Origin of the sequence: Pseudomonas sp. NFACC05-1 (genome assembly GCF_900100135.1) — a bacterium.
In the GTDB taxonomy this organism is placed as follows: domain Bacteria; phylum Pseudomonadota; class Gammaproteobacteria; order Pseudomonadales; family Pseudomonadaceae; genus Aquipseudomonas; species Aquipseudomonas fluorescens_Q.
In genome coordinates this window covers 45,142-62,633 of record NZ_FMTR01000015.1, presented here as the reverse complement: position 1 = coordinate 62,633, position 17,492 = coordinate 45,142, and the positions used below count along the sequence as shown (strand labels likewise).

The window sequence follows — 17,492 nt, the reverse complement described above, 5'->3', positions numbered from 1 at the left end:
AAGCACTCACGAAAATGGGCCTGCTGCGCAGTCCAGCGGGAGCAAGCTCCCTCGCCACAATGAATCAAGCAAACCTTGAGTGAGCGGTTGCCTGTGGGAGCGTCAGGCAGAAGCCGCGCCAACCCCCACGGTCGTGCGCAACCGCCCCTCCAACCTGCGCTTGAGCCCGCGGGATTCGATCAGCAGCTTCGAACCCTTGCTGGCATTCGCCCGGCCCCATTCTTCCAGTAGCTCCAGGCACGAGTGATCGATGTAGCTCAGGTTATTGAGCGGCACATGCACGGTCGCGCCTGTCGGTATGCTGCCCAGCACCTGGGTCAGCGCCGGCACCTTGAGGAAGGTCGCCGCTCCGACCAGTCGCAGTTCCATTTCGCCTTCCTGGGGCAGGTCGATCAGGCTGATTTTCAGCCGTGAGGCTTTCCAGGCCAGTTTCGCCAGGGTCAGGCCGAAGCCGATCAGCACACCGGTCAGCAGGTCGGTGAAGATGATCGCCAACGCCGTCGCGGCGTAAACGAACATCGGCATCCGGCCATAACGGCCCAGGCCGCGAAACGCCTTGAGGTCCACCAGTTTGAAACCGGTGTACACCAGCACGCCCGCCAGGCTCGCCACCGGAATGCTTTGCAGCACGCTGGATAGCAACAACACGAACAGCAGCAACCACAGGCCGTGGAAAATCGTCGACATCCTCGTGGTGGCCCCAGCTTGGACGTTGGCCGAGCTGCGCACGATAACCCCGGTCATCGGCAGGGCGCCGAGCAGGCCGCAGAGCATGTTGCCGATACCTTGGGCCGACAGTTCGCGGTCGAAGTCCGCACGGTCACCGCTGTGCATACGGTCCACGGCGGCTGCCGACAGCAGGGTTTCGGCGCTGGCAATGAAGGCGACAGCGAAGGCGGCTATCAGCAGCGTCGGGTCGGCCAGGTTCAGCAGGTCCGCCGGGCGCAGCCAATCAATGGCTTCGGCGAGGTTCTCCGGGACTTCCACCCGTTTGACCTGCAAGGCTAGCAGCAGGCTGGCGATGGTCGCCAGGCCCACCCCAAGCAAGGCGCCGGGAATGAAGCGCAGGCTGTGAGGGCGAAACTTCTCCCACAACCACATCACCGCAATCGTCGACAAACCAAGCAAGCCGGCCTGCCAGCCGAAGGACGGCAAGGCCTGGGCCACCGCCGCCGGGAACGCCGCGAGGTTATCCAGCCCTGACGGCTTGGGCGCGGCGTCGAGCATCACATGGACCTGGGACAATACGATCAGCACGCCGATACCCGCCAGCATCCCGTACACCACCGCAGGCGCGGTGACCCGGAACCAGCAGCCGAGGCGAAAGCGCCCGGCCAACAATTGCAACAGACCGGCCAGCAACAGGATCGGCCCGAGCATTGCCACGCCATGCTGGCGCACCAATTCGAAGACCAACACCGCCAACCCGGCGGCCGGGCCACTGACTTGCAGCTTGGAACCTGCCAGGAAACCCACCACCAGGCCACCGATGATGCCGGTGATCAGGCCTTTGGCCGGTGGCAGGCCGGACGCGATGGCAATGCCCATGCACAAGGGCAGCGCCACCAGAAACACCACCACCGAAGCCAATAGCTCCCGTGGCAGAACAGCTTTTAATTGAGCACGCATGGCGACTCTCCCGAAGTTTTCTTCAGGCATGGCAAGGCCCTACCGCGCAAATGGCGGCAAGGCTTGAACCACACAAGTTTAGGAGTGGTTAGAAGCGCGCTTTGGGCGTCGCCACCGGTATCGGATGGCTGCCATCGAGCGGCAGGAAACGTCCCTGGTCCGCGTCATAGGCTTTGATCTCGCTGGTCTCGATGTTGTACACCCAGCCATGGATGAACAGCTGACCATTGGCCATGCGCGATGCGACCGAGGGATGCGTTCGCAAATGCTGCAACTGTGCGATCACGTTCTCTTCGGTGAGGATCGGCATGGTCTGTTTTTCGTCGCCACACGGACAGTTGTCGTGGACCATGGTCTTGGCCACTTCGGCGTGGCGCAGCCAGGCCTTGACCGTGGGCATTTTTTCCAGGGTGTCCGGGTTGAGCACGGCACGCATGGCGCCGCAATCGGAATGGCCGCAGACAATGATGTGCTGCACGCCGAGGGCCAGTACGGCGTATTCGATGGCGGTGGAGACGCCGCCGTTCATTTGCCCATAAGGTGGAACGACGTTGCCGACGTTACGGGTCACGAACAGGTCGCCGGGGGAGCTATGGGTGATCAACTCGGGCACGATGCGCGAGTCGGCGCAGGTGATGAACATTGCCCGGGGTTTCTGGGCGGTGGCGAGTTTCTTGAAGAGCTCTTCCTGTTGCGGAAAGATCTCGTGATGGAAATGCAAAAAGCCGTCAACAATATGCTGCAGCGCTGCATCGGCGGTTTCCGCCTCGGGTTGGGCTGAAGCCGACGCAGCCAACGGCTGTTTATCCTTGTCACTCATGATTCATCCTCTTTGACGGAACCAGTGGCTAAAACATCCAGGTCGACATGTTCGACCCGTCAGTCACTCGAAGAACAAGGTAGCGGCCGAAACTTAACTCAAACTGAAATCGAAGGCTCTAGGACAACGATTACAGGGGTGGCGAAACACTGGCGCAGTTCATGTCCAGCAGCCGTTCCAAGGTCAACTTTAATCAAATCAAAGACATCTGTCGGCCCGGCGGACAGAAGGCATCGCAATCCAGATTGTATCCGTCACGGCGCTCCAGCCCCAAGCGCTTGAGTGCCTTGACGAAACGCTGGGCCAGCAGGTCGGCGAACGGGCCTTCACCGCGCATCCGCGCACCGAAGCGGCTGTCATACAACTCGCCGCCGCGGCTCTGGCGGACCAGGCTCAACACATGGGCGGCGCGCTGCGGGTAGTGCGCCTGCAACCAATCCTCGAACAGCGGCGCGACTTCCAGCGGCAGGCGCAGCATGACGTAGGCGGCATTCTGCGCGCCGGCGGCGTGGGCTTCGGTCAGCAGGCTCTCGATCTCGCTGTCATTGATCATCGGGATCATCGGTGCACACAGCACCCCCACGGCAATGCCCGCCTCGCGCATGACCTTGATCGCACGCAGCCGCGCCTTGGGCGCTGCCGCGCGGGGTTCGAGAATACGCTTGAGCTCATCGTCCAGGGTGGTGAGGCTGATCATCACGTGCACCAGGCGTTGTTGCGCCAGCTCGGTCAGCAGGTCCAGGTCGCGCAGGATCAGCGAACCCTTGGTGACGATGGTCACCGGATGCCGATAGCGCAGCAGCACCTCGAGAATCCGGCGGGTGATCCGTTGTTCACGCTCGATAGGCTGATAGGGATCGGTGTTGGATCCCAGCGCGATCGGTGCGCATTGATAGCCGCGCCGGGACAATTGCTCTTCAAGCACATCGGCGGCATTGCTCTTGGCGATCAGCTTCGTTTCGAAATCCAGCCCCGGCGACATGTCCCAATAGGCATGGCTGGGCCGCGCATAGCAGTAGATGCAGCCGTGTTCGCAGCCTCGGTACGGGTTGATCGAGCGGTCGAAGGGGATATCGGACGAGGTATTGCGGGTAATGATGGTCTTGGCCATTTCGATGCGCACTTCGGTGCCCTGGGTCGGCGGGACTTCCTGATACCAGCCGTCGTCCTCGGTCACCGAGCGGCTCGGGGCAAAGCGATTGTGCGGGTTGGCAGCGGTGCCGCGACCGCGCGGCGGCAGAGAGGCTGACATGGCGATACTCCTATAGCTGTATGCGCATACAGTATTCGCTGCCTTCCATTTAGGCCAGTGCCATTCAGCAGCCCGATGGGCACCCGGTGCGCAATTCACAACACTTTGACATCCTCCTTACGGGGTTTTAACCGGAGCGAGCCGAAACTGGCCGTCTCGTACTTTTTCGCTCCTGGTCGCTCCTGCATGTTCAAGTTATGTACCCGTTCACTGCTCTGCCTGGCCTTGCTCGTCGGACTCGCCGAATCCCCGGTCCAGGCGGATGATGCCGCCGGGACGAGGCCTGCTGAATGGGCCCGGCCAGTGGAAAAGGACTACAATCTTTACCAGATGTCCCCTACGCTCTACCGCAGTTCCTTGCCGGACGGCGGGGCTTTGCCCCTGCTGGGCAAACTCAGGATCGGCACGGTCATTACCTTCCTGCCGGAGTCGGATAAGCGCTGGCTGTCCACCCCCGGCATCGAGCAAGTGCAGTTGCCCTATCGCACCAACCATGTCGACGACAGTGACATTCTCCGGGCCCTGCGCGCCGTCCAGGCTGCCGAGGCCAAGGGGCCGGTGCTGATGCACTGCAAGCACGGCTCGGATCGCACCGGGCTGGTGGCCGCCATGTACCGGGTGGTCGTTCAGGGCTGGAGCAAGGAAGATGCCCTGAACGAAATGACGGAGGGCGGCTTCGGTGACAGCCATCACTTCAAGGATGGCGTTCGCTACATGATGCAGGCCGATGTGGAAAAACTTCGCACGGCATTGGCGAACGGCGACTGCAGCACCAGCGTGTTTGCCCTGTGCTCCCTGGAAAGCTGGGTCAATTCAACGACGACGGCGCGACACCTCGATCCTCAGGTTTTGCAGCCGGAGCATTGATCGGCGATGGGCCGATAAAGGCGGCGATGGATTCGGACAGTGGCCGCGAGTCGCCCGGACCAAACACGGTTTCGCGCAGCGCCCGGCCTGTCGCCGGGTTGAACAGGCCTTCGCGCTTGAACCGCTCGAACACGCTGAGGGCCCATTCCTTCGACCAGGCATAGGCGTAAATCCTCGCCGCATAACCGGTCACCATATAGTCCAGGCCATTGGGCCAGCGTTCGTTCGCGAACGAGGGCAAATGCCCCGTGTGCGCGTTGACCTGGTCGAACACCTGCTGGACGCTACGCCCGTCGCCGTGGGTCCGATGCAGCTCCATATCGAATAACGCATTGCGCAACAGCAAGGCAGTTTCCCAACTGGCCTGAGTATTGGCGAAGGTCAGCAGTTGATCGGCGACCTTCTCCGGCATCGCCGCACCGGTTTGGTAGTGCTTCGACACGCGGACCAGGCATGGCTTGGAGAAGCACCATTGTTCCAACAGCATGCCGGCAAACTCGGACGTATCGCGGGATAGATCGCTGATGCCCGAAATCTCGCGGTACTCGGCCCGGGTCAGCAGATGATGCAGGCAATGGCCGAACTCATGAAACAGAATGCGCAACTGCAGGTGGTCGAGCACGGCTGGCTGGGCACCCGAGCCGCGCGGCAGCCAGCCATGCAGGATTGCGACAGGGTGCCGAGGCCGGCCTTCGGCGGTGATGGAGCGGTTTCGCAGGGTGGTGGTATTGGGGTAGCCGTTGCGGTTCGCGTCGTCGAACGGATCGAAATACAGGTAGCCGATGAGCTGATCCCACTCGCGAACTTCGAAAAGCCGCACCTCCGGATGCCAGGTGGCAACGTCCTGACGTTCGATGAAATCCACCCCGAACAGCTCCGTTGCGATCAGCAGCAGTTGTGCAAATGTCGACGCCAAGGGAAACCAGGCACTGAGCGCATGTCGGGAGGTTCCCGCCGCCTGCTGGCGAAGCTTTTCCGTCAGGTACGGATAGTCCCAAGGTTGCAGCTCGCTGAAACCCTGCAGGCGGGCAAAGGCCTTGAGCTGTTCGGTGTCTTTGGCAAAAGCGCTTTGGTGCAGGGCGAGTTGCCCGCGCAAGAATGTCGTGACCTGCTCGGCCGATTCGGCTTGTTCTGGCTCGAGCGCCATTTGGGCGAAATTCGCGTAGCCGAGTGCTGTCGCGTACTGGTGTCGATCATCGAGCAATTGCTGGAGAACCTTGCCGTTATCGAACTGGCCGGCGTGGGGCCCCTGGTCCGATGCGCGGGTGCTGTAGGCCACGTACAGTGCTTGGCGCAAAAGGCGATTGTCGGCGTAGCTCGTGACGATGCCAAATGACTCATCGCTGAGGGCCAGCCGCCATCCGGTGTGCCCGGCCTCGCGTGCCTGGCGGGCCATCTGCTGCTTGAAGGCCGACGGCAGGCCGCTCAACTCGCTTTCATCGTCGAAGGTTTTGCTCCAGGCGTTATTGGCCTTGTGCAGGTTCTCCAGAAACAGTTGTTGAGCCCCTTTGATGCGGCGCTTCAAGGCGTCCAGGTCGGGTCGCGACGTGCGCGCCAGACCGTTCTGGCGAAATTGTCGGAGGATTTTTTCCAAGACGCGTGTGCGCGCCGGTTCGAAATGCTGGGCGATCTGGCTGTCTGCCAGGCGCTGATAAAGTTGGAACAGTTCTGGATGCTGCCTCAGCCAGCGCTGGAAATCATGCAGCCGCTCCGTGCAGTCCAGTGAAGCCTGCGCCCACGCGTCCCCGCTCCGGGCCGAGGCCAGCAGGTCCAGCAAGGCGTCGAAACCTTCCAATCGCGTGTGGATTTCATCCATGGCCAGCACCAGGTCATCCCAGGTGGGAAACGCTGCCTGGGTCTTGATGATATGGGCGACCTGGGCACGGCTCTCGGCCAGGATCCGGTCAAGGACCGGTGAGAAATGCCTGGCTTTGATTCGGTCGAAAGGGGGCAGGTCGTAGGCCTGCAACAGCGGGTTGTCAGCGTGGGGCATGGAAGCCTTCCTGTCAGTGGACTTGATGAACAAGTCTGGGCAGGAAGGCCGTTAGCCCTGCGGTATATATGTACCGCTTCCGGGCCGGGCGGCCCGGAAGGTGATGCCGCAGATGTCAGTCGGTTTTTTTCTTCAACTTGGGGTTGGGGAAAAACTGCACCGCCTGGACCTTGGCGTCCGGCGCTTTAAGCGCCGACGTGTTCACGCGGGTGCCCAACTCCTTGGGCACCGACAGGCCTTGCTCGTTGAGTGTGTCGGAATAACCGCAGGCCACACATTCACGGTGCGGTACGCCGTCTTCGTTCCACATCATCAATTTGTCCGGCTCGCTGCAGGCCGGGCAGACCGCCCCGGCGATAAAGCGTCGCTTGGTAATCACAGGTCCCTCACTCATGCTGCCGCGTCCTCGGTCAGGCCGCTGTGGCGCAAGAGTGCGTCAATCGACGGTTCACGGCCACGGAAGTCGACGAACAGCACCATCGGCTCCTGGGAACCGCCACGGGCCAGGATCGCCTCGCGGAAGGCGCGACCGGTGTCGGCGTTGAGCACGCCGTCCTCTTCGAACTTGGAGAACGCGTCGGCTGATAGCACTTCCGCCCACTTGTAGCTGTAATAGCCCGCCGCGTAACCGCCAGCGAAGATGTGGGCGAAGCTGTTGGGGAAACGGTTGTAGGCCGGCGGACGCATGACCGACACCTCGTCGCGCACGCCTTCGAGCACTTGCGCCACGCTGCGGCCGTCACCGTGAGTGGCGTGCAGCTCGAAGTCGAACAGCGAGAACTCCAGTTGGCGAACCATCATCAGGCCGGACTGGAAGTTTTTCGCCGCGAGCATTTTCTCCAGCAGGTCCTGGGGCAACGGTTCGCCGGTTTCGTAGTGGCCGGAAATCAGCGCCAGGCCTTCGGGTTCCCAGCACCAGTTTTCCATGAACTGGCTCGGCAGCTCCACCGCATCCCAGGCCACGCCGTTGATGCCGGACACGCCGGCATGTTCGACGCGGGTCAGCAAGTGGTGCAGGCCATGGCCGAACTCGTGGAACAGGGTGGTGACTTCGTCGTGGGTCAACAGCGCCGGCTTGCCGCTGTCGGCCGGGGTGAAGTTGCACACCAGGTTGGCGACCGGGCTTTGCAGGACGCCATCGATCGTACGGCGACGGTCGCGGGCGCCATCCATCCAGGCACCGCCACGCTTGTTGGCGCGGGCGTAGAGGTCGAAGAAGAAGCGGCCGACGTGCTGGCCGTTCTCCTTGATTTCGAACAGGCGCACGTCCGGGTGCCAGCTGTCGAAGCCTTTCAGTTCGGCGATCTCGATGCCGTACAGACGCTGGACGATGGCGAACAGACCGCTCAGGACCTTGTCGATCGGGAAGTAGGCGCGCAGGGCTTCCTGGGCCACGCTGTAACGCTGCTGGCGCAGTTTTTCACCGTAGAAGCCGCTGTCCCAGCTTTGCAGGTCGGGGCAGCCCTGTTCGGCGGCAAAAGCCTTGAGCTGTTCCAGGTCCAGGGCCGCGAACGGCTTGCTGCGCTTGGCCAGGTCGCGCAGGAAACTGAGGACCTGGTCGCTGGACTCGGCCATCTTGGTCGCCAGGCTCAACTCGGCGAAGTTGGCGAAACCGAGCAATTGGGCCAGTTCCTGGCGCAGGTCGAGGATCTGTTCCATCACCGGGCCGTTGTCGTTCTGGCCGGCGTTCGGGCCCTGGTCGGAGGCGCGGGTGCAATAGGCGGCGTAGACTTCTTCGCGCAGGGCGCGGTCTTCGGCGTAGGTCATCACTGCGTAGTAGCTGGGGAATTCCAGGTTGATCAGCCAGCCGTCCAGCTCCTTGGCCTGGGCAGCGGCGGCCATTTGCGCCTTGGCCGAATCGGTCAGGCCAGCGAGGGCGGCTTCGTCAGTGACGTGCTTGGTCCAGGCCTGGGTCGCGTCCAGCAGTTGATTGGAGAAGCGGCTGCCCAGCTCGGACAGTTTGCTCTGCACCTCGGCGTAACGCTTCTGCTGCTCCGGTGGCAGGTCGATACCCGACAGGCGGAAGTCACGCAGGGAATGTTCCAGGATGGTTTTCTGCGCTACGTCGAAACCGGCGGCTTCAGGGCTGCTCGCCAGGGCTTCGAAGGCCTGGAACAGCTCGCGGTTCTGGCCCAGCTCGGTGGAGTAGGCACTCAGTGCCGGCAGGCAGGCCTCGTAGGCTTCGCGCAGTTCCGGGCTGTTGCGCACGGCGTTCAAATGACTGACCGGGCTCCAGGCGGCGCCCAGGCGATCATTGAGTTCGTCCATCGCCAATACCAGGCCGGCCCAGGTAGGCTGGCTGCCCTGGGTCTTGAGAATTTCAGCGATGGCGGCACGGTTGTCAGCCAGGATCTGCTCGATGGCCGGTTGCACGTGCTCGGCACGGATCGCCGAGAATGGCGGCAGGTCATAGGATTGCAAAAGAGGGTTGTTCACGCTCACGGTTGACACCTTGGCTGGAAGAAACATGGGCCCATCTTAATTACAATCGACGTTCACCGCAGCTAGCAGCACCTATCAGTAACAAAGAGAGAGCCTATCGTGACCCTTCGCACGTACCAGAATCACAGCCCGCAGTTAGCCCGTGGCGCTTTTGTCGACAGCACCGCGGTGGTGATCGGCGACGTCGAAATCGGCGAAGACAGTTCCGTCTGGCCGCTGACGGTCATTCGCGGCGACATGCACCGCATCCGCATCGGCGCCCGCACCAGTGTCCAGGACGGCTGCGTGCTGCACATCACCCATGCCGGGCCGTTCAATCCCGAGGGCTTCCCATTGCTGATCGGCGACGACGTGACCATCGCCCACAAAGTCATGCTCCATGGCTGCTCCGTGGGCAGCCGGATCCTGATCGGCATGGGCAGCATCGTCATGGACGGCGCGGTGGTCGAAGATGATGTGATCATCGGTGCTGGCAGCCTGGTGCCGCCGGGCAAACGTCTGGAAAGCGGCTTTTTATATGTGGGCAGCCCAGTGAAGCAGGCCAGGCCGCTGACGGACAAGGAGCGCGCGTTCTTCACCTACAGTGCGGCGAACTACGTGAAGCTCAAGGACCTGCATCTGGCTGAAGGCTACGACCAGCCACAGTCCTGACCGACCTGCCCGGGACCCTGTGGCGAGGGGATTTATCCCCGCTGGGCTGCGCAGCAGCCCTCTGAGGTGTGTCAGGTTGGATAGTTTTCAGCCTGATCGGGGCTGCTTCTCACCCCAGCGGGGATAAATCCCCTCGCCACAAAAGCATTCGAGCCCGTCCATTACTCTGGAACTGACATGCATTACCAGACTGTACTCTTCGACCTTGACGGCACCCTCACCGACCCCCGCGAAGGCATCACCCGTTCGATCCAGTTCGCCTTGAGCAAGCTGGGCATCGACGAGCCCGACCTGAGCCGCCTCGAGCATTTCATCGGCCCACCGCTGTTGCAGGCCTTCATGCAGTTTTACGACTTCGACGAAGCGAAGGCCTGGGAGGCGGTGAATTTCTATCGCGAGCGCTTCAAGGTCACTGGCCTATACGAAAATCGCGTCTTCGACGGCGTGATGCCACTGCTGGAAACCCTGGGCGACCAAGGGCGCCAGTTGTACATCGCCACCTCCAAACCCTGGGTCTTCGCCCGGGAAATCGCCCGCCACTTCGACTTCGCCCGGCACTTCAAGGTGATCTACGGCAGTGAACTGGACGGCACCCGCACCGACAAAATCGAGCTGATCGCCCACCTGCTGGCCGAAGAAGGCCTCGACCCGGCCAGCACCCTGATGATCGGCGACCGCAAACACGACCTGATCGGCGCCCGCAGCAATGGCCTGGATGCAGCGGCGGTGGGGTATGGGTTTGGCAGCCATGCAGAACTTAGCGCCGAGGGCCCGGCGTATCACTTCGATACGGTGGATGCGTTGCATCAGGCGTTTTTGCGGGGCTGACTGGGCCTCAAGGCGCACACCCTATGTGGCGAGGGAGCTTGCTCCCGCTCGGCGGCACAGCCGTCGTAATTCGGCTGATGCGGTTTGTCTGTGGGACTGCGCTGACCATCTTTGGGACGGCTTCGCCGTCCAGCGGGAGCAAGCTCCCTCGCCACAGGTACTAGCCATATCCCGGTCCCCCCAAGTATTGGAAAGCAACGGTTCAAGGCCTGAACTGGCTGGGCGCCACGCCGCTCCAGCGCACGAAGGCGTGGCGGAAGCTGGCGGTTTCGCTGAAGCCCAGTCGTTCGGCGATTCGATAGATCGGCAATTGATCCTCGCAGAGCATCTGCTTGGCCCGTTCGAAGCGCAGTTCGTCCAGCAGTTCCTGGTAGCTGCAGCCCAGGACCTTGAGGTGGCGTCGCAAGGTGCGTGCCGAGCAGTTCATTTGTTCGGCCAGGCCTTCCAGCCCGGGGGCGGCGTTCAGTTGGGCGTCGAGCAACTGGCGGATCCGTCCCAGCCAGGCCTGGCGTCCGGTGAATTCGGTGTTCTGCCGGCGGCAACGTTCGGCCATGGCGTGATGGGTGACGGAGTCGGCCAGGGGCAAGGGTTGGTCGAGCCAGTGACGCTCGAAGGCGAACGCGTTATCGACGCTGTCGAAGCGCACCGGGCACATGAAGAGCTCGGCGTAGCGCGCCTGGTAATCGGGCGCCGGATGTTCGAAGCGTGCCGCACGCAAGGGCAGTGCATGACCAAGGAGGTCGTTACAGATGACCCTCAGCGAAACCATGCAGAACTCGGCATTGAACACCGCCAGGGCCGGATTCTCCCGATAATCGCTGGCGCTGAACCAGACGTACTGGCCGTCATCGTCCAGGTTCAGTTCGAAGAGTGTTCCCAATAGCGCCGGATAGCGCAGTGCCAGGCGCAAGGCGTCACCTAAGGTGGCACTGGTCAGCAGCGCATAGCCGAGCATGCCGTACGACGAAACGTGCATGCGCAGGCCCAGCTCCAGGCCGATGTCGCGCTTGAGGGCCACGGCGTTGGCGCAGACCTGCATCTCCTGGTTGGTGGTGATGCGCGTATCGGCCCGGCTCAGGTCCGCCGCGCTGATGCCGCTGCCGGCCAGCAAGGCATCACTGGGCAAGCCTTCGCTTTTAAAGGTGCTCAGTACCAGTGAGACGGCGTTGAGGGTGGTGAGGTGGGAATGAAGCATGTCCGTTTCCAGCCTGGGGAAGCTGGAAACGGAGCAAGTTATGTGCCGGACGCTTTGTGCTATGACACTGCAGTTGTGGCGAGGTAGCTTGCTCCCGCTCGGGCGCGCAGCGACCGCTGATCATTGGGAGCATTCGCGCTCCAGCGGGAGCAAGCTCCCTCGCCACAGGTTAATGCGCAGCCTGGGTCAGGCGAGTTCGCCACACAGGTCCAGCTCAACCAACCGTCGCACCTCTTCCACGGGCAGACCGGCGCCAATCAATGCCTGCAACTTGCCGAACGCGGCTTCACGGGTCATGCCGCCGCCGGACAGTACGCCAACGCCACGCAAGCGACTGCCAGCCTCGTAAACGTCCAGCTCGACGCCCCCTTCATGGCATTGGGTCACCGCCACGATGACCACACCGCTGTCCCGCGCCCGCTCGAGGCTGGCGAGGAAGGCCGGGTTGTCGCTCGGCCCGGTGCCGCTGCCGTAGCATTCCAGCACCAGGCCCTGGATGCCGCTGCCCAGCAGGCCGTCCAGGATCTCGGCGCTGATGCCGGGAAACAGCGGTAGCGCCGCGATGTTCGCCAGTTGCTTGGGCTGGTTGTAATTCAGCTGCGCCGGCAGCGAGGAGGCTTTGAGGCCGCCGCCCTGGCGTTCGAGGCGCTTGAACGGGTGACGACCAAAGCTGCGCACTTTCGCGCAACGGGTTGGCGCCAGCAGTTCACCATGGAAGTACAGATGCACACCCGGCGCCAGGCCTTGGCCGAGAGCGACCAGCGCACCGCTGAGGTTTTCCCAGGCGTCACTGTCGGTCACGCCGGCAGGCAGCATGGAGCCGGTGAAGCAGACCCGCGCATGCAGGCCCAGCAGTTGGAAACTCATCGCCGCGGCGCTGTAGGCCAGGGTGTCGGTGCCATGCAGGATCAGTACGCTGTCGCAGCCCTGCACATCCACGGCATCGACCACCGCTTCGCGCAGTTGCTGCCAGTAGGCCGGTGTCATGTTGGCGCTATCGATCAGCGGCGACATTTCCCGGAAGCGCCATTGCGGGACGACGAGTTCAGGTTGGCTGTGCAGGTAATCGCGCATCCGCGCTTCGAAACCGGATGCCGGGGCCAGGCCGTGGGCGCTGGCTTGCATGCCGATGGTGCCGCCGGTGTAGAGCACCATGACGTGCTGGGCGGCAGGGTAGGTCGAGCCATTCATGGGGTTGTTCTCCGAGGACGAAAACGGCAGCGTGGGTTAGCTGCCACAACATAAGGTCGAGCATGACGCCGACCTTAGGCTGTGTCACGCCGGACGCAGGGGATGCGTCCGGTTTTTACAAACAGCTTTTACCGATCAGCGTTGCGCTGCGGTCGCGCCAGCAACAGCGGCGTCAGGTTTGGCAACCGGCGCCGAGGGGCTGGCAGGCCAAGCCTTGCGGTCCAGATCCAGGTCCGGGAACTTGCTGGAATCGAACACAGGAGTCTTGATGCCGGCCGAACGCTGGTCATCGTAGTCACGCAGGATGCGCATGCCGACCTTGAACAGCAGGAACAGCGCGATCAGGTTCACGAACGCCAGCAGGGTCATGGTGATGTCGGCGAAGGCGAACACGGTGCTGAGGTTTTCGATGGCGCCCCAGAAAATCAGGACCAGGACCAGTGCGCGGTAGGCGATCAGGGCCTTGCGGTTTTCACCCAGCATGAAGCGCAGGTTGTTCTCGCCCAGATAGTAGTTGTAGAGGATCGAGGTGAAGACGAACAGCGCCAGGGCTACAGAGATGAACATCCGGCCCCAGTCACCCACGACGGCCGCCAGGGAGTTCTGGGTCAGGGCAATGCCATCGCCTTCGAAACCTGGGGTGTAGAAGCCCGACAGCAGGATCAGCAGCGCGGTGCAGGTGCAGATCACGAAGGTGTCCAGGAACACGCTGAACGCCTGTACCACACCCTGGGCAACCGGGTGTTCGACCGACGCGACAGCAGCGACGTTAGGCGCACTGCCCAGGCCGGCTTCGTTGGCGAACACGCCACGCTTGACGCCCATGACGATGGCACTGCCGATCAGGCCGCCAAAGGCCTGGTCCAGGCCGAAGGCGCTCTTGACGATAGTCGCCAGCATGGCCGGTACGTGGTCGAATTGCAGCACGATCACGTAGATGGTCACGGCGATGTACGCCAGGGTCTTGACCGGTACCAGCAGGTCGGCGACCTTGGCGATACGCTTGATCCCGCCAATGAACACCAGGCCCAGCAGCACCGCCAGGCCCAGGCCGGTGTAGGTGGTGTCGAAGCCGAAGGCGTTGTTCAGCGAATGGGTGACGGCATGGGCTTGCAGGCCGTTGAAGGCGAAGCCGAAGGTAACCAGCAGCAGGAACGCCATGATCATGCCCAACCAGCGCTTCTGCAGGCCGTGCTGGATGTAGTAGGACGGGCCGCCGCGGAACTGGCCTTCGGAGTCGCAGCGCTTGTAGAGCTGGCCGAGGGAGCATTCGAAGAAGCTGCTGGACATGCCGACCAGCGCGGTCACCCACATCCAGAACACCGCACCAGGACCGCCGAGGGTTACGGCGATACCGACACCGGCGATGTTGCCCGCGCCGACACGACCGGCCAGGCTGAGCATCAGGGCCTGGAAGGAACTGAGCTGGTCAGTGCTGCTTTTCAGGCTGTCACGGAACACCGTGAACATATGAAAGAAATGACGGAACTGGACGAAACGCGAGCGGATCGTGAAGTAGCTTCCGAGCCCGACAATGAGCACGATCAGCACTTTCCCTGAGAGGAAGTCGTTGATGACTTCAAGCATGAGTATTCCTCGCTGTTTTTTGTTTAAGCAAATGCTGGCCATTTGGAAATATCGCGTTACATCGGTCGGCGCGCGGCACAACAGGTGAGGCGATGTTTCGTCCCGGTCCATTTTCGCGGGTTTGTTATTAGTTCGGTTTTCGCATGTTTAAGGATCTCGCTGCAGACGACCGCTCATGCGAAGAGGGGCGGCACTATACCTATCAGTGCGGTGCCCGTCTGCACAGTTGTGGTGCGTCCGACGAAACGAACCCTTTGAAACACCTGGCCTTTCGGTCAGGTTCTTGTGGGAACGAGCCTGCTCGCGTTGGCTGGCGACGCGGTTTACAACGGGCAGCGCGTCGTCGTTTATCGCGAGTAGGTTCCTTCCCACAGGTTCAGTCATCCTTTGCTGCTATCAATTAAAAAAAGGGCTTGGGGAAGATCCCCAAGCCCTCAAAAGGTGAGAGGTGTCTAGTCCCTCGACCTGGTGAGCGGTGGTCGTGTCGATCACGCTTTGAGCGGGACCAGACGCGGAGCAATCATGTTTTCCGGGCGCAGGATGTCGTCGAGCATGGCGTCGTCGAGCAAGCCTTCTTCGCGCACCAGTTCCAGCACGCCGCGGCCACTTTCCAGGGCAACACGGGCGATGCGGGTGGCGTTTTCATAGCCGATGTACGGGTTCAGGGCGGTGACCAGGCCGATCGAATGCTCGACCAGTTCACGGCAGCGCGCTTCGTTGGCGGTGATGCCGACGATGCAGTGCTCGCGCAGCATGTCCATGGCCCGTTGCAGCAGGCGGATCGAGTCGAAGATCTTGAAGGCGATCAGCGGCTCCATCACGTTCAGTTGCAGTTGGCCGCCTTCGGCCGCGATGGTCAGGGCCAGGTCGTTGCCGATGATCTGGAATGCCACCTGGTTGACCGCTTCCGGGATCACCGGGTTGACCTTGCCGGGCATGATCGAGCTGCCTGGCTGGCGGGCCGGCAGGTTGATTTCGTTGATGCCGGTGCGCGGGCCGCTGGACAGCAGGCGCAGGTCGTTGCAGATCTTCGACAGCTTGACCGCGGTGCGCTTGAGCATGCCGGAGAACAGCACGAAGGCGCCCATGTCGGAAGTTGCTTCGATCAGGTCGGCAGCCGGAACCAGCGGCTGGCCGCTGATGGTTGCCAGGCGCTGCACGGCCAGGGCCTGGTAGCGCGGGTCGGCGTTGATGCCGGTGCCGATGGCGGTGCCGCCCAGGTTCACTTCGGTGAGCAGTTCAGGCGCCAGGGTTTTCAGGCGTGCCAGGTCTTCGCTCAGGGTGGTGGCGAAGGCGCGGAATTCCTGGCCGAGGGTCATCGGCACGGCGTCTTGCAGCTGGGTGCGGCCCATTTTCAGGACGTGGCTGAATTCTTCACCTTTGGCCGCGAACGCCTGGATCAGGCTGTCGAGGCTGGCCAGCAACGCGTCGTGGCCCAGCAGCAGACCCAGGCGGATCGCGGTCGGGTAGGCGTCGTTGGTGGACTGCGCCATGTTCACGTCGTTGTTGGGGTGCAGGTACTGGTACTCGCCTTTCTGGTGGCCCATGGCCTCCAGTGCGATGTTGGCGATGACTTCGTTGGCATTCATGTTGGTCGACGTGCCGGCGCCGCCCTGGATCATGTCCACCACGAATTCTTCGTGGAAATCGCCGCGGATCAATCGTGCACAGGCTTCACTGATGGCTGCGTGCTTGGCTTCGCTGAGCTGGCCCAGTTCGCGGTTGGCGTCAGCGGCGGCCTGTTTGACCATGGCCAGGCCGACCACCAGCTTAGGGTAATGCGAGATCGGGACGCCAGAGAGACGGAAGTTGTTTACCGCTCGCAGGGTCTGGATGCCGTAATACGCTTGCGCTGGTACTTCGAGTACGCCAAGCAGGTCTTTTTCTGTGCGGAATGATGCAGCGGAGGACATGATGGAAATCATCTCGATAAGGACCCGGTCTGAGCCGGAACGCTGCGAATCCTAGGCTCTCGAAAAAAATAGGGCCAATGCTGTTAAGCACTGGCCTATGCATATTCGGCATAATGTCGGTGTGACGTCGGCGGTGCGACGAACGTGTGACCTGTTTTGGTGCGTTTAAGGGAGGCGTGATGAATCTTGAAAGCAAATGGCTTGAGGACTTCAGTGCCCTGGCCGCCACCCGCAGTTTCTCCCAGGCGGCCGAGCGGCGTTTCGTGACGCAACCGGCCTTCAGCCGGCGAATCCGCAGCCTCGAGGCGGCGCTGGGGCTGACCCTGGTCAACCGTTCGCGCACGCCCGTCGAGCTGACGGCGGCGGGGCAGTTGTTCCTGGTGACGGCGCGTACGGTGGTCGAGCAACTGGGTGAAGTGTTGCGCCATTTGCATCACCTGGAGGGCGGGCAGGGCGAAGTCATACAAGTGGCCGCCGCCCACTCCCTGGCGCTGGGCTTCTTCCCGCGTTGGATCGCCCAACTGCGCAACGAAGGGATGAACATCGCCACGCGGCTGGTGGCGACCAACGTCGGCGATGCCGTCCATGCCTTGCGTGAAGGGGGCTGCGACCTGATGCTGGCCTTCTACGATCCGGATTCGGCCATGCAAATGGACCCGGAAATCTTCCCGTCGCTGCACCTGGGCCAGACCGAGATGCTGCCGGTGTGCGCCGCCGGTGCCGATGGCAAGCCGCTGTTCGACCTTGAAGGCGAGGCCAGCGTGCCGCTGCTGGCCTACAGCGCCGGGGCCTTCCTCGGGCGCTCGGTCAACCAGTTGTTGCGCCAGCGGGCGTTGCGGTTCACCACCATCTACGAGACGGCCATGGCCGACAGCCTCAAAAGCATGGCCCTGGAAGGCCTGGGCATCGCCTGGGTGCCGCACCTGAGCGTACGCGCCGAACTGGCCCGGGGCGAACTGGTGATCTGCGGTGGGACACAATGGCACGTGCCGCTGGAGATCCGCCTGTACCGCTGCGCCCTGGTGCGCAAGGCCAATGTGCGGTTGTTGTGGCGCAAGCTCGAAGGTGGCGTGGCGCAGGGTGTGGCCGGATCCTGAAGACAACGCGGATCCCCTGTGGTGCGG

Annotated in this window: 14 protein-coding genes; 4 read left to right on the top strand and 10 right to left on the bottom strand. The window is 62.3% G+C overall.

Annotation, left to right across the window (positions count from 1 at the left end; all coding sequences use genetic code 11):
- Positions 1-102: 102 nt before the first annotated feature.
- From BLO97_RS20645 to BLO97_RS20635, 3 genes are all read right to left on the bottom strand, one after another.
- The gene (locus BLO97_RS20645) at positions 103-1,629 is read right to left on the bottom strand and encodes a SulP family inorganic anion transporter (RefSeq protein ID WP_063323565.1); all 1,527 of its coding nucleotides are present in this window, start codon (positions 1,627-1,629) and stop codon (positions 103-105) included.
- An 88-nt stretch (positions 1,630-1,717) separates the two neighbouring features.
- A complete protein-coding gene (locus BLO97_RS20640) occupies positions 1,718-2,449 on the bottom strand; it encodes a carbonic anhydrase (protein ID WP_063323564.1) in 732 nt (243 codons plus the stop codon).
- A gap of 193 nt (positions 2,450-2,642) precedes the next feature.
- A complete protein-coding gene (locus tag BLO97_RS20635) occupies positions 2,643-3,701 on the bottom strand; it encodes a PA0069 family radical SAM protein (RefSeq protein WP_063323563.1) in 1,059 nt (352 codons plus the stop codon).
- Between the two features lie 186 nt (positions 3,702-3,887).
- On the opposite strand from BLO97_RS20635, the gene BLO97_RS20630 reads away from it, so the two are divergent.
- Entirely contained in the window at positions 3,888-4,568 is a 681-nt protein-coding gene (locus tag BLO97_RS20630) for a phosphatase domain-containing protein (protein WP_092347718.1), read from the top strand.
- Here the strand turns inward: BLO97_RS20630 and BLO97_RS20625 are convergent.
- The 3 genes from BLO97_RS20625 to prlC all read right to left on the bottom strand — a co-directional run bounded on the left by BLO97_RS20625 (position 4,510) and on the right by prlC (position 9,030).
- Entirely contained in the window at positions 4,510-6,561 is a 2,052-nt protein-coding gene (locus BLO97_RS20625; protein WP_092347715.1) for a M3 family metallopeptidase, read from the bottom strand. The genes BLO97_RS20630 and BLO97_RS20625 overlap by 59 nt on opposite strands.
- 115 nt (positions 6,562-6,676) lie before the next feature.
- A complete protein-coding gene (locus tag BLO97_RS20620; RefSeq protein ID WP_018600854.1) occupies positions 6,677-6,955 on the bottom strand; it encodes a YheV family putative zinc ribbon protein in 279 nt (92 codons plus the stop codon).
- Positions 6,952-9,030: an oligopeptidase A gene (gene prlC, locus BLO97_RS20615; protein ID WP_170862086.1), complete on the bottom strand. Its 2,079-nt coding sequence runs from the start codon at positions 9,028-9,030 to the stop codon at positions 6,952-6,954. The genes BLO97_RS20620 and prlC overlap by 4 nt, the downstream gene beginning before the upstream one ends.
- Positions 9,031-9,102: 72 nt before the next feature.
- Between prlC and BLO97_RS20610 the strand changes: the two genes are divergently transcribed.
- Together BLO97_RS20610 and BLO97_RS20605 are read left to right on the top strand one after the other, a co-directional pair.
- Positions 9,103-9,654, top strand: coding sequence for a gamma carbonic anhydrase family protein (locus BLO97_RS20610; protein WP_063323560.1), 552 nt, complete (start codon positions 9,103-9,105; stop codon positions 9,652-9,654).
- Positions 9,655-9,831: 177 nt separating this feature from the next.
- Positions 9,832-10,482 (top strand): HAD family hydrolase, encoded by a 651-nt coding sequence (locus BLO97_RS20605; protein WP_092347712.1) that lies wholly within the window; start codon positions 9,832-9,834, stop codon positions 10,480-10,482.
- Positions 10,483-10,684: 202 nt separating this feature from the next.
- Here BLO97_RS20605 and BLO97_RS20600 read toward each other — a convergent pair whose 3' ends face one another.
- The 4 genes from BLO97_RS20600 to aspA form a co-directional block, all read right to left on the bottom strand.
- On the bottom strand, positions 10,685-11,677 hold the full coding sequence (locus BLO97_RS20600; protein WP_092347709.1) for an AraC family transcriptional regulator: 993 nt from the start codon (positions 11,675-11,677) through the stop codon (positions 10,685-10,687).
- A gap of 186 nt (positions 11,678-11,863) precedes the next feature.
- Entirely contained in the window at positions 11,864-12,868 is a 1,005-nt protein-coding gene (locus BLO97_RS20595; RefSeq protein ID WP_092148750.1) for an asparaginase, read from the bottom strand.
- Positions 12,869-13,003: 135 nt separating this feature from the next.
- On the bottom strand, positions 13,004-14,455 hold the full coding sequence (locus BLO97_RS20590; RefSeq protein WP_063323556.1) for an alanine/glycine:cation symporter family protein: 1,452 nt from the start codon (positions 14,453-14,455) through the stop codon (positions 13,004-13,006).
- A gap of 488 nt (positions 14,456-14,943) precedes the next feature.
- The gene (gene aspA, locus BLO97_RS20585; protein ID WP_003196363.1) at positions 14,944-16,368 is read right to left on the bottom strand and encodes an aspartate ammonia-lyase; all 1,425 of its coding nucleotides are present in this window, start codon (positions 16,366-16,368) and stop codon (positions 14,944-14,946) included.
- A 179-nt stretch (positions 16,369-16,547) separates the two neighbouring features.
- On the opposite strand from aspA, the gene BLO97_RS20580 reads away from it, so the two are divergent.
- Positions 16,548-17,465, top strand: coding sequence for a LysR substrate-binding domain-containing protein (locus BLO97_RS20580; protein ID WP_072347566.1), 918 nt, complete (start codon positions 16,548-16,550; stop codon positions 17,463-17,465).
- Positions 17,466-17,492 lie beyond the last annotated feature (27 nt).